12 protein-coding genes are annotated in these 12,845 nt (G+C 54.0%); 10 read left to right on the forward strand and 2 right to left on the reverse strand.

The genetic code is table 11. From position 1 onward, the window contains the following. The first annotated feature begins 51 nt into the window (after nucleotides 1–51). Nucleotides 52–1,314: a PAS domain-containing sensor histidine kinase gene (locus RHJ31_RS11105; protein ID WP_302676628.1), complete on the forward strand. Its 1,263-nt coding sequence runs from the start codon at nucleotides 52–54 to the stop codon at nucleotides 1,312–1,314. Here RHJ31_RS11105 and RHJ31_RS11110 read toward each other — a convergent pair. Beyond that, complete coding sequence (locus tag RHJ31_RS11110; RefSeq protein ID WP_302676629.1) at nucleotides 1,309–3,627, reverse strand: diguanylate cyclase domain-containing protein; 2,319 nt, start codon at nucleotides 3,625–3,627, stop codon at nucleotides 1,309–1,311. The genes RHJ31_RS11105 and RHJ31_RS11110 overlap by 6 nt on opposite strands. A 443-nt stretch (nucleotides 3,628–4,070) precedes the next feature. Here RHJ31_RS11110 and RHJ31_RS11115 point away from each other — a divergent pair, with 443 nt between their 5' ends. From RHJ31_RS11115 to RHJ31_RS11140, 6 genes are all read left to right on the forward strand, one after another. Beyond that, on the forward strand, nucleotides 4,071–5,942 hold the full coding sequence (locus tag RHJ31_RS11115; RefSeq protein ID WP_302676630.1) for a PP2C family serine/threonine-protein phosphatase: 1,872 nt from the start codon (nucleotides 4,071–4,073) through the stop codon (nucleotides 5,940–5,942). Further along, nucleotides 5,942–7,006, forward strand: a complete 1,065-nt coding sequence (queA, locus tag RHJ31_RS11120) for a tRNA preQ1(34) S-adenosylmethionine ribosyltransferase-isomerase QueA (RefSeq protein WP_302676631.1) — start codon at nucleotides 5,942–5,944, stop codon at nucleotides 7,004–7,006. The genes RHJ31_RS11115 and queA overlap by 1 nt, the downstream gene beginning before the upstream one ends. A 444-nt stretch (nucleotides 7,007–7,450) precedes the next feature. Then, nucleotides 7,451–7,648 carry a hypothetical protein gene (locus RHJ31_RS11125; RefSeq protein WP_206201297.1) on the forward strand — a complete coding sequence of 66 codons (198 nt, stop codon included), beginning with the start codon at nucleotides 7,451–7,453 and terminating at the stop codon, nucleotides 7,646–7,648. A gap of 60 nt (nucleotides 7,649–7,708) precedes the next feature. Continuing rightward, complete coding sequence (locus RHJ31_RS11130) at nucleotides 7,709–8,521, forward strand: carbon-nitrogen hydrolase family protein (protein WP_302676632.1); 813 nt, start codon at nucleotides 7,709–7,711, stop codon at nucleotides 8,519–8,521. Nucleotides 8,522–8,641: 120 nt separating this feature from the next. Continuing rightward, a complete protein-coding gene (locus RHJ31_RS11135) occupies nucleotides 8,642–8,839 on the forward strand; it encodes a hypothetical protein (RefSeq protein WP_206201295.1) in 198 nt (65 codons plus the stop codon). A gap of 173 nt (nucleotides 8,840–9,012) precedes the next feature. Next, nucleotides 9,013–9,879 carry an alpha/beta fold hydrolase gene (locus tag RHJ31_RS11140; RefSeq protein ID WP_302676633.1) on the forward strand — a complete coding sequence of 289 codons (867 nt, stop codon included), beginning with the start codon at nucleotides 9,013–9,015 and terminating at the stop codon, nucleotides 9,877–9,879. A gap of 12 nt (nucleotides 9,880–9,891) precedes the next feature. Here RHJ31_RS11140 and RHJ31_RS11145 read toward each other — a convergent pair whose 3' ends face one another. Next, nucleotides 9,892–10,425: a P-loop NTPase family protein gene (locus tag RHJ31_RS11145; RefSeq protein ID WP_302676634.1), complete on the reverse strand. Its 534-nt coding sequence runs from the start codon at nucleotides 10,423–10,425 to the stop codon at nucleotides 9,892–9,894. A gap of 163 nt (nucleotides 10,426–10,588) precedes the next feature. Here RHJ31_RS11145 and RHJ31_RS11150 point away from each other — a divergent pair, with 163 nt between their 5' ends. The 3 genes from RHJ31_RS11150 (at nucleotide 10,589) to RHJ31_RS11160 (ending at nucleotide 12,813) form a co-directional block, all read left to right on the forward strand. Continuing rightward, complete coding sequence (locus tag RHJ31_RS11150; protein ID WP_302676635.1) at nucleotides 10,589–11,236, forward strand: DUF3386 domain-containing protein; 648 nt, start codon at nucleotides 10,589–10,591, stop codon at nucleotides 11,234–11,236. A gap of 2 nt (nucleotides 11,237–11,238) precedes the next feature. Next, nucleotides 11,239–12,447: a ribonuclease Z gene (locus tag RHJ31_RS11155; protein WP_310445808.1), complete on the forward strand. Its 1,209-nt coding sequence runs from the start codon at nucleotides 11,239–11,241 to the stop codon at nucleotides 12,445–12,447. Between the two features lie 135 nt (nucleotides 12,448–12,582). Then, nucleotides 12,583–12,813, forward strand: a complete 231-nt coding sequence (locus RHJ31_RS11160) for a hypothetical protein (RefSeq protein WP_149817400.1) — start codon at nucleotides 12,583–12,585, stop codon at nucleotides 12,811–12,813. Nucleotides 12,814–12,845: the final 32 nt, after the last annotated feature.

Raw genomic sequence — 12,845 nt, forward strand, 5'->3', positions numbered from 1 at the left:
GCAAACCAACTCGGAATAATCCTAGAATAGAGGCGATTCTGACACTTAGGCATGGAGTTGATCTTTTTTGGGGTTGGCCTGCTGTTGGGGCTAATGGTCTGGTTCTGGCAGTGGCAGCAAGTGCGACACGCTTTGGAGACGCTCCTTGAGCAGTACGCGGCTCGCCCCTTCAAATCCTCACCGTGGCAACGCTTGCGAACCCTACTCAGCCAACAGCTTCAGGAACAAGAACGCTGCCGTCGGAAAATGCTGCGCTGTCAAACGCTCCTTGAATATGCCCCCATTGCCTATTTGGAGGTGGATGAGGCCAATTGCGTGGTCTGCTGTAACGAGGCGGCGCGATCGCTCCTTGGTTTGGTGCATCCCGAAGGCCGCCTTGTTTTGGAACTGGTGCGCTCCTATGAATTGGACTGTCTCATCCAAGAGGTGCGCCAAGAGGAAACGATGCGGGAGCAGGAATGGCTCTATGCCTACCTCACACCGACGGGGCAAACCAAGCGCAAACCCCTGCGGGCACGGGGACTCTGCCTTGGCGAGGGGCATGTGGGTGTATTTATTGAGGACTGCGAAGAGGTGGTGCGGCTGCGGGATGAGCGCGATCGCTGGGCAGCGGATGTCGCCCATGAACTGAAAACCCCCTTGACCTCCCTGCGCTTGGTGACTGAAACCCTACAACAACGGGTGCCGGAGTCCTTACGGGATTGGGTCGATCGCCTCCTTGAGGAAATTATTCGCCTCAGCCTCCTTGTTCAAGAACTCCTAGAGTTAAACCGCCTGAGTCATACTCCCGCCGATAGCCTTGAGCGGCATCCCCTTGACCTTGTCCAACTCATTGATACTGCGTGGCAATCCCTCGCCCCCCTCGCTGCGGCTAAAAACATTCACCACGAGTACACAGGCCCAGAGCAATTTTCCTACTGCGGCAATGAATCGCAACTGTTTCGGCTCCTGGTCAATCTTTACGACAACGCCATTAAATACGGCCCTGTGGGTGGTCAAGTGCTGACGCGGCTGCTGAGCGATCGCGAGGGGGGCTATCTGTGTCTCGAAGTCATTGATACGGGCAGTGGCTTTCCCCCCAAGGACTTACCCTATGTGTTTGAACGCTTTTATCGGGCACAGGCACGGCGGCATCGCTTTGTGATTCCTACGGATAGTGAAGGGCGGATGCCCCCCGTCGGTAGTGGTAGTGGCCTAGGATTAGCCATTGCTCGCCAAATTGTTGAATGCCATGGCGGCTATATGCAGGCGGCGAATCATCCCGACTATGGCGGCGCATGGTTGCGTATTTATCTGCCTCTGACTTCGCTATAGTTCCTTGGCGACCCAGCGATCGCGCCCAAGGGTCTTCGCCTCGTAGAGACACTGATCCGCCAGATGCAACAACATGGCTGGCTCATGCTCTGGAGTGGGCAGCGTCGTTGCAATCCCAAAGCTGGCCGTCAATTGCGGGCCGACTGTACTTTTTGCGTGGGTGATATTAGCCTCCGCCAGCGCAGCCTGAATTTTCTCAACAATATGGATAGCTCCCCCTTGGTCGGTACTGGGTAGCAGCAGGGCAAACTCTTCCCCACCAAAGCGCGTGGCCAAATCCCCCGCCCGCTGTAGATGGCTTTCTAAAATTTCCGCTACCCGCTTGAGAATTTGATCGCCCTGCAAATGGCCGTAGTGATCGTTGTAGGCTTTGAAGCAATCAATATCCAGCATCACTAAACTTAACGGTTGTTGCTCCCGTTGACAGCGCCGCCACTCCTTCGCAAAGAGTTCATCAAAGCAGCGGCGATTGCCAATATCCGTTAGACTGTCAATGTACACCATCTGCTGCAGATTGGCATTGGCGGCTTCCAACGCGGCATACATCTCCGCCTGCTGCAGTGCCACTGTTAGGGGTTCAGCAATCCGTTGCAGTAGGAACAACTCCTCCCGCTGCCAGAGGCGAGGGCCACGACACTGGTGGGCAATTAGGAGTCCCCACAGGTTATGCCCTTGCAGCAGGGGCACTACTAGATTCGCCTGAACTTGCAAGCTACTTAGGAGCTCACGATAGCAATCCTGTAATTGCGCTTGATTGACATCGCTAATGGTCACAGTGCGCCCTTCCAGAAACCGCTGCGCTGTCTCTTTACTAAAACAGGGATCGTGAATCACTTGACCTAGGATTGAATACTGCGGCGAGGTGGTGGCTTCCACTTCCACAACGCCACTGCCATCGGCTAAAAAGCGGTAAATCAGCACGCGATCGCTCAGAAGCAGTTGTTGAATACTGGTGACTGCCCGCTGCAAAATGTCCTCTAAGCGAATCGACTGGCGAATGTCCTGAATGATTGTGCTGACAATCATTTCCCGCTCTAGGGCAGTTTTTAGCCGCTCTTCTGTGCGCTGTTGCTCCGACACATCTAACAGCACCCCATGGAGCATGTGACTCTGGGGATCTAGCTGCCCGCGATCGCTCAACCAGCGGAAACAACCATCGCGGTGTTGAATGCGATAGGTGGTACTGTAGGCACGCTGCTGCCGAATTGCCTGTTCAATATCCCGTTCCGCCAAGGCCAAATCCGGCGCTGGGATAATCTGGCGCAGATCCGGTAAATCTTGGGGAAAGTAACCCGTGAGGTGATAAATCTGATCGCTAACATAGCTAAACCGCCACAGGCGATCGCGATCGCGCCGATAGATCGCAACGGGCAAATGACTAATCAGAGTGTTATAGCGCTGTTCGCTCTCCGTAATCGCCACCGTAATCGCCTGTTGCCGTGACAGTTGCCAGCGCAGTTCCGCCGTGGCCTTATTGAGCTCTTGGGTTAGCACCTGAATCACCCCTTGAGCTTCCGTAATGTCAATGGCCGCCAAAAGATTACTTTGGGTCACAATCCCCACCATTTGACCATCATCGTCCACGACCACCACCCGCCGCACTTGGTGCTCCTTGAGGAAATGATTCACCTGCCACAAACTTTGATTGGGCTTCACGGTCAGCACGGGCTGAGACATAATACTGCCAACGGTTCCTGTGAGCACTCCCCCTTGGCCCTGCAGTGCCTCAAAAATATCCTTTTCCGTAATAATGCCGCGCGGCAGCACACCCGAGGCGGATGCCTCAGGAACCACTAAACTGGTGACCCCCCGTTCGGTCATCAGGACAGCGGCCTCCTGTAGCGAAGCTTCCGCTGCAATGGTGGCCACATCGGGTACCATCACCTCCGCCACCCGTTTAATTCGCAGGAGATCCACAGGGCGCAGGCTCTCCCGAAAGGCTTGGCGGGTCAGCAGTCCTTCAACCCGTCCCGATTCATTGACCACGGCAAGGGCATCCACGCCCAAGTAGCGAAAACGCCCTAAAATCGCCAGCGGATCATCCAGATCACTGAGGCGCAGGCAATAATCCGATGGCAGCATGATCTGGGCAGCCGTGATCGCCTGTGGCGAGTAACCCTTACCAAGGGCACGGATCACTTCCCGTTGGGTGATCAAGCCCCGAAACTGTCCCTGCTCTTCGACGACTAAACCCAATCCTTGGTTGCTTTGTAATCCTTGGAGAATCTCATTGAAGGAGCCCCTTGGAGCGATCGTCACTAACTGAGCCTGTACCAAGGCTTGCAAATTTAAGCCTGAATTCAATTGCTCCATAGTGCCCCTCTTTCGCCAAGATATACTGTTAAAGTGATGTCTAAAGTTGCGTCTACCGTTTTTAATTGTTCTGATAAATAAAAATAAGACTTACAAAAGCTTGTATCACTAATTGTGATCCTTTTTACCGCGGATTAATTATTCTAATTCTATCTTGATAGTTCGTGGCAACATCAGGGATGTTGACAGGGCTGAATAAGCCCTTGTCTAAAATATGGGATGTGAGTCTCTTCTGTAGGGGCTTTCACCGTTTTGAGTGTGTTCGCTCCATCGCCAAAGAGCTGTCACTGGGATATTCCGCTGTTGCCTGAGAAAAGCTAGGATAGGGAATTGAATGTATTCTATTCGCTGCTGCTATGGACTAGCGAATTACTGGATCAGAGACGTTGTGCGTACCTGCTGCGGGTGATTGTGACTGCGGCAGCCCCCTCAGGATTGAAGCGATGAATCCACCTGCACCTAATCTCATTTGCCCAGAGTGTGGCACTGCAAATTCCATTCACCAAGTTGAGTGTTGCCACTGTCAGGTGCCACTCCTGAAACGCTACTTGTGGGCGATCGGTTCTGGTTTGGATCCCTACAGGGTGGGTGAACTGTTGGGCGATCGCTATCTAGTGCAAGGTAAACACTTGCTCTTAGACCTATTGCCGGGGGAGCCAGCGCCCAGTGTGGACAACACCTCCCAGCTCTACCGTCCCTATCTGCGCCTCTTTCCCAAGCGTCCCCATGTCCCGGAATTATTTGGCGCCCTTTCCCTCCCTGAAGGTGAACTGTTGCTCCTTGAGCATGCCCCCGTCAGTTGCATTGACATTGCCGATGCCCAAATTGCCCCCGGTCTCACCCATGCCGCTCCCCTCACCACCATCTGGGAGAAAGCCAATTTAGTGCGCCGCCTCAACTGGTTATGGCAAATCATCTCCCTTTGGCCAGCCTTGGTGGCAGAAAATGTGGCTCTCACACTGCTGAATCCCCAGCTTTTGCGAGCCGAGGGATCCCTTGTGCGGCTGCTGCAACTGCAAGCAGGCCATAATCCCACCTTGGCTGACCTTGGCAAATTCTGGCAAACCCATTTCAGCTTTGCTGATCAAGGGGAAAACTTTCAGCAGGCCTTCACGATCCTGTGTCAACACATGCAGGATCCTCAGCAAACCACCCCTGAATCTATTCGCGCAACCCTAGAGACGCTGTTTCAACAGGCCCTCGACAGCCTTGGCTATGAGTACCACTACGATATTGCTAGCCGCTCCGACCAAGGGCCTAGTCGGACACGCAATGAGGACAAGTGTTTTCCAGAGTGCGATCTCACGAGCCAATCACAGGTGTTCGCCCTCGTGTGTGATGGCGTCGGGGGGCATGAAGGGGGCGATGTCGCTTCCGGTTTGGCCATTGACATTCTTGAGGAGACGCTAACCCCCCTCAAGCTGCTGGAGATGTCCCCTGCTACAGTTGAACAGGCGATTCAAACCGCTATTCGCCGCACCAATGATGCAATCAATCAACGCAATGATACGGAGCAGCGCCACGAACGCCAGCGCATGGGAACCACAGTTGTCGGTGCCCTGATTGAACACGCCCATCTTTACCTTGCCCACATTGGCGATAGCCGCGCCTACTGGATCAACCGCTGGGGCTGCTACCAGCTCACCCTCGATGACGATGTGGCCAGCCGTGATGTGCGCTTGGGGATGAGTACCTACCATCAAGCCCTTGAGCTGCCCTATGGTGGTTCCTTGGTGCAAGCTTTGGGGATGGCACCCTCCCAGCATCTGCACCCCACAGTAGAACGCTTTTTACTGGATGAAGAGGGAATTCTTTTGCTGTGTTCCGACGGCCTCAGTGATTTTAATCGTGTCGAAACCTACTGGCCACAGTACCTCCTGCCTGTGCTCCAAGGTCAGCTTGCCCTCACTGCTGCGGCCGAACAACTCATTGATCTTGCCAATCGCCTCAATGGCCATGACAATGTGACGGTGGTGCTCATTCACTGTCGGGTGAAGAATGCAGCGGGTGTCATTGACTTGGACTACAGCGATATTGTTTGCCAAGGGGAGTTGCCAGAGGTGACAGACATTACAATGGGCTACGTCCCCCCACCCGATCCAGCGGATCTCGACCTGACGGTTTCCCAGATTGTGGAACCCCCTCAACCCCAACCCAAACCGCCGCCAGCCCAAAGGTCTCGTTTCCAAGCGTGGCTGCTACTGCTGGTGGCTGTGGGCGTTGCCACCGCTGCCCTTGGCTTTCTGGCTGTGATGACTTCTATGAATCGCTCTGTGGTAGAGCCATCCCCCTCACCGTTGACCCCACCCCAATAATGCCGAGTTCTGACGATTTTTCCCTCGACGCCTACGACTATCACCTGCCGCCGGAACGGATTGCCCAACATCCCGTTTCTCCCCGCGATCATTCCCGCCTGATGGTGGTGGCACAGGAGACTGCTACCGATCACCACTTCTATGAGCTACCGCAACTGTTGCAACCGGGGGATTTGCTAATACTCAATGATACACGGGTGATTCCGGCACGGCTGAGGGGTCAAAAAGTGGGCGGCTCTGGCCGTACCGTTGAGGTGTTTCTTCTCGAAGAATTGAGCGATCGCCAGTGGTTGGCCTTGGTCAAGCCCGGTCGAAAATTGCGCCCTGGGACGGTGATTCAAATCGGTTCCCTGCAAGCAACGGTACAGGCCATTGATGAGGAGACCCGAGGCCGGGTGATTGAATTCGATTTACCCGCGGGCGATCGCCTGTGGTCCTATCTTGATCACCTAGGGGAAGTGCCCTTACCTCCCTACATTGACAACCCCATTGAAGATACTGAACAATACCAAACCGTCTATGCTCGCCGTCCCGGTGCTGTGGCTGCGCCAACCGCTGGCTTGCACTTTACCCCCGAACTCTTGAGTAAGTTGGCCTATCACGGCATTGATCATTGTTTTTTGACGCTCCACGTGGGCATTGGCACCTTTCGTCCTGTGGAGGCCAGCGATATTCGCCATCACCATCTCCACGAAGAATGGATTGAGGTACCAGCTGCTACCGTCGAGCGGATTCAGGCCGCCAAAGCTGACGGAGGACGGATTATTGCCGTCGGCACCACTGTTATTCGCTCCCTAGAAACGGCAGCCCAATCCGGCACCCTTCAGCCCTTTTGTGGCAAGAGTGATCTCTATATCTATCCGGGGTATCAGCCCAAGATAGTCGAGGGCTTCATTACCAACTTTCATCTGCCCCGCTCTAGTTTGATGATGCTCGTCAGTGCCTTTATTGGCCGCGAACGGTTGCTTCAGTTGTACCAACAGGCCATCGATCGCCAGTACCGCTTCTATTCCTTTGGCGATGCCATGCTCATTTTGCCCAGCGCTTGCCACAATACCGTTTGAGTGTGCTATCTTAAAGCCAGTTGTTTTGCAAACTACCGTTCAGGGAGAGGGAGGTGATGCCCATGGCAGATAGTAGTAAACGCTTGGGTCGTCGTTTTGGAGTAGCTCAGCTCTAGGGAAGAGTTGTTCTCCATCTGTTGATTTGAAATCACACCTAGGAGGCCACTTCTCCTAGCAGTTGATACCCACGATAACCACCAGACCGCTCCTAAGGCCCTCCTTGGGGGCGGATGGCTTTTTAGGGGCATGTTGGGGGCGTCTGAGCGATAGTGTAGTTTTGTGACTAGGCATTAAAAAACATTTCAGATGCTGGGTGGCGAATGGGGTAGCGATCTATAGTAGGGGCAACCGGAACATCGCCATTATTGGCCAGAGAAGACAAATTGAGAGTGGACAACGACTAATGATGGTGGACTCTGGAACTGTTGCGTTCTGAGAGCAGCCATGGCCGTTCAATTCCTACCCCAAAAAACACGGCAAAAAACGCCGCGCTTGCATCCCATTAGTGGTCCCAAGCTACTGCTAGTCGTGCTGTTGAACCTCTTTATTGCCGGCTATGTCTTTTGGGCATACCGCACTGCCCATGAGCATCAGCTCCCGACCCAACGCAATCCGATCTTCCGGAACCTGCGTTCTCGCTAGACTTGCCCTAGGCAGATTGTGACGATAGAATGAGGGATTGCTGTCTTTTTTTCAATGGGCATGAAATCCTATCTCGCTGCCGCAGTACAAATGACGAGCCAACCGAATCTTGAGGCAAATCTGGCGCAGGCAGAAGAATTGATTGAATTGGCGGTGAGACGGGGAGCAGAACTCATTGGGTTGCCAGAAAACTTTTCTTTTCTCGGTGACGATCGCGAGAAGGTCGCCCAAGCGGCAACAATCGCTGAGCGGACTGAGGCTTTTTTGAAACGCATGGCGCAGCGATTTCAGATTACCTTAGTGGGGGGTGGCTACCCAGTACCAGCAACTGCAGGCAAAGTCTATAACACAGCAGTCCTCATTGGTCCTAACGGAGAAGAATTGAGCCGTTACCAAAAGGTGCATTTATTTGATGTCGATTTGCCCGATGGCAATATCTACCACGAATCGGGCACAGTGCTAGCGGGACGGCAGTTGCCCTCTGTCTATCCCAGTAAGGAACTGGGGAATATCGGCTTGTCGGTGTGCTACGACGTTCGCTTTCCAGAACTTTACCGCGCGCTCTCCCAAGCGGGGGCAACAGTGCTGTTTGTGCCGGCGGCCTTTACCGCCTTCACGGGTAAGGATCACTGGCAAGTTCTCCTGCAAGCGCGGGCGATTGAAAATACCTGCTACGTGATTGCACCGGCTCAGACGGGAATTCACTATGCGCGGCGGCAAACCCATGGCCATGCCATGATTGTGGATCCTTGGGGAACCATTTTGGCGGATGCCGGCGATCGCCCCGGACTGGCAATTGCGGCCATTGAACCCAGCCGCCTCGAACAGGTGCGCCAGCAAATGCCCTGCCTGCAACATCGCGTCTTTTTCTAGGTTTTGGGCAAATTCTGCAATAAATCGTAACATGGCATACAGCCGGGGGAAGAGTCCTGCGCTATCGTAGAACCATAGGTGAATCCTTGCCCTCACTCCAAACCCACTAGGAGAGTATCTATGGATAGCGTTACGGTTCCCAATCCGCAAGCCTCCGCCGAGGTTTGGAACTCCCTGAAGCGGGCGATCGCCCACAGTTCGGGTTTTCAGCGTTGGCTCAGTGAAAAGCAGGCCAGTGTTGTCGTTGAGCAGCCCACGGATCTCGATGCTTGCGTTACCGCTTACCTGCGTCAGGCTCTCGAAACCCTTGCCTATTAAAAATTGGTAAGAATTGTAAGCCTTGCCCTTCTACGAGCAGCATTCTGACTCCTGAGGTCACAGATTACCCTCACGGTGCATTCCTTGGGGGGGTTGATATTCGAGGTTGGGGCAACCCTATCCTTTGGCGTTCCCTTGGTTATAGTGGTAAAGTGCCAGCCCCCAAGGTGCATATGATTGAAGGCCCGTGGATCCATAAGTTTATTGTCTCCAATGGGATTCGCCTCCACTATGTCACCCAAGGAGAAGGGGAGTTAGTGCTGCTGCTCCATGGCTTTCCCGAGTTTTGGTACTCTTGGCGACATCAAATTCCTGTCTTGGCGGAAAAGCACAAAGTCGTTGCCCTAGATTTGCGCGGCTATAATCTCAGCGATAAACCCCAAGATACCGCTAGCTATGTTCTTGACGAGTTAATTCTCGACATTGTCGGTGTCATTGACGGCCTTGGCTATCGGCGCTGTCATTTGGTGGGGCATGATTGGGGAGGGATGGTGGCTTGGGGCGTGGCCTATGCGGTGCCGCAGCGGATTCAAACCTTGAGTGTCCTAGCCTGTCCGCATCCAGCAATGTTCCACCAGTTGAGTTTGGAGCAATGGTTGCGCAGTAGCTATATGCTGCTGTTTCAACTGCCTTGGCTACCAGAGATCCTCTTGGAGTGGGGGGGCTATGGAGCAGTTGCCCAAATCTTTCGCTGGGCAGCGGTGAACCAACAGGCAATTCGGGCGGCGGACATTGCCCGCTATCAGGATGCGGCCGCCCAACGGGGTGCCCTATCGGGAATGCTCAACTACTACCGCGCCGGGTTGCAAAGTCTCTGGAGTCGGGAGTGGGGGGTTCTCGAGGTACCGACGCTGATGCTCTGGGGGCGGCAAGACCCCACCTTGGGCATTGAACTCACCTACGGCACGGAAGCCTACGTCAAGGAACTGAAAATTCAATACTTGGACTACTGTGGCCACTTTGTGCAGCAGGAGCAACCCGATTTGGTCAATGAGTATTTGCTAGAGTGGCTAGAGACCGTTTCTGCTGCCCTAAATTAGACCTAAACCAACCTAAATTAAACGCCGCAACTGTGTAATTTGGTCAGCGATCGCCAGCAGCGATTCCGGCATTTCAGGCCCCGTCAAGATCACATCCAGCGTCCGCGGGCGATTCTCTAAAAAGTTCAATACCTCCGCTTCACTCAGCACCCCCAGTTGAATGGCCACACTCACCTCATCTAAGACCACCAGACGATACTCCCCCCTTTGCACCGTCGTTTGCAGATGCTGCCATAGCTCACGTACTGCCGCCTTTTCTTGAGGAGTTAGGGTGTCCGTTTCTCCTAAACAGCGTTGCAGCGCCGGTCGCCACCACGTGAGATGCTGTCCCAACTGAATCGGGTGTTCAATCCCCGTTTGAATTCCCCCCTTGAGCAATTGAACAATGATGACGCTGCTGCCTTGAGCAGCTACCCGCAACGCTTGCGCCATGACCGTGGTGAAAAAGTGCCGCTGCGGACAGGTAAACACCTGCACCACTCCCTCAATACCATAGGTTAGGGGCAAGCCTGCCTCAGAAACGGAAACCGCGAGTTGTGCCACCATCGTGTTCCTGTCCAGTTAAAAAGGAGAACGACCCCCTAGGGGTTATACATCTAGTGTAGTGCGCAATGATTTAACCCTAGTGAACACTAGATATACGTGGTCGTCAAGGGGTCAGAAAATTGAGTTATCTTAAAACAATGTGACTGTTACTGAGGATGCCCCCATGCCAGCGACACAGGCTCTTGATGCTGAGGCGCTCTTTCGCGCTGCCTACGAAAATCGTTACACATGGGATGAGAATTTTCCCGGCTTTACGGCCAAGGTCACGCTCATTGAGGGCGATCGCACGTACCACGGGCAGGTGAAAGTGAGCCGCGACTACAGCGTTGAGGTGAGTGGCATAGAAGACGAACAAGTTCGCGAATCCCTCTACAACCAATTGCGGGATGTGATTGTCCACCGCAAGCGCAACCGTTTTGAAGAGGCCCACGGCAAAAACACGTTCCAAGTTGGGGAAACAGACGCCAGCGGTGCGGTCGAGATCCGCGTCAGCGGCGACGCCATGGGGTCGAACTACAAAGTGCGGGACAATCAAATTGTCTATGTCAGCCGTGTCATGGGGCGGGTTGCCTTTGCCATTACCCACCGTGAAGCCCTTGATACCGGTGCAGGCTACATTTCCACCAACTATGTGGCTGTCTTCCGCAACCCGCAAACCAACGAAGTGCTGCGGCAAATGGAGTTTGAGGATACCTATGTGCCCGTCGGCAATTACTACCTGATGAGCCGGCAGGTGGTGCGCACCCATGAAAATGGCCAAACCAGCACCGTGGAAATTCGTTTTGATGACCTGCAACTCCTAGACGACTAAGCGTGGAAATTACATTTCTAGGCACCAGTTCGGGGGTACCCACCCGCACACGCAATGTTTCCAGTGTGGCTCTGCGGCTGCCCCAGCGCAAGGAAATTTGGCTTTTTGACTGTGGTGAGGCCACCCAGCACCAATTGCTGCGCAGCGATTTGCGAACCAGTCAGATTCGCCGCATTTTCATTACCCACATGCACGGCGATCACATCTTTGGCCTGATGGGCTTGCTGGCTAGCTGTGGCCTTGCAGGAACCGTGACTCAGATTGATATCTATGGCCCGCCAACACTGGATCGCTATATTGCCAGTTGTTTGCGCTGGTCGGTGATGCGGCTTCCCTACAAGTTGCAGGTGCATACGGTGGAGCCGGGGGAAGTCTTTAGTGATGGCGAGTTTACCGTGACCTGTCGGCTGCTGCATCATCGTGTTCCCGCCTTTGGCTACCGCGTCACCGAGAGCGATCGCCCCGGTCGCTTTCATGTGGAAAAAGCCCAAGCCTTGGGAATTCCCTTTGGGCCACTGTATGGTCAACTCAAGCAGGGCAAAACGATCACCCTCGCAGATGGCCGCACCTTTGATGGCCGCGACTTCTGTGATCCACCGCAGCGGGGGCGCAGTATGGTTTATTGCACCGATACAGTCTTTTGTGAAAGCGCGGTTGAATTAGCCCAGCAGGCGGATGTCCTCATCCACGAGGCGACATTTTCCCATCAGGAGGCGGATCTGGCTTTTGCACGGCTGCATTCTACATCCACGATGGCGGCTCAGGTGGCGACCTTTGCCCAAGTGAAATTGCTCTTCCTCACCCACTTTAGTGCCCGCTACGCCCCCGGCAATCCCGTGCAGGTGGAGGATCTGCTTGCGGAAGCACAAGCCATTTTCCCCAATACTCGTCTGGCGCGTGATTTCCTGCGCTATGAGATTCCCCGCAATGGCGTGATGTCCGAGGAAGTCTCCTGCAGCAATCCAGAAGTACTGGCAACGCCCAGTGTAGACAAAGGGGAGCCAACAGCAGATCAGGTGGCGCAGAAAAATACCCCCGCGATCGCCATCAATCGCGCCACCCGCCAGCAAATGCAGCAGAAACTGGGAATTGACGCTGCTACAGCCAATGCGATTTTGGAGCGGCGGCGGCAGCAAAAGTTTACCTGCCTAGAGGAACTCGAACGCCTGTATCCGCAGGTGGCATGGGACACCCTCAACGTGGAGTTCTAAAGAGCAATTATTTTCAGTCTCAAATAGGAACTTGTGATTGAGATCAACGTCTTTGTGTGCTGTTGATCACAGTTAAGCTTTGTGAAGCACTGGCATAGTTGAGACCATACACGCAAATTGCAAGGGGATTGGTGTATGACGCTGCTGGAGCTAATCCGCCGTATTCAGGCGACTCGGATCGTAACCCCTGCTCAAGAGCGGCAGATCAATGAATTGTTGTGGCAGCGTTCCCTGAGCGCCACGGAATATCAAGCAATGCAGGAGCTGGTTACGGGGATTATTGCGGGGGAAATTCAAGTCATCTCTCAGATTCAGCGGTTTGGCAGCAAAAAGGAGCTAGGGAATAATCGGTTACAATTGGCTTAAGGGACTGGGTTTGATGACAGTTCCGCCATTGG

Source organism: Thermosynechococcus sp. JY1331 (assembly GCF_031583475.1).
Lineage (GTDB): Bacteria > Cyanobacteriota > Cyanobacteriia > Thermosynechococcales > Thermosynechococcaceae > Thermosynechococcus.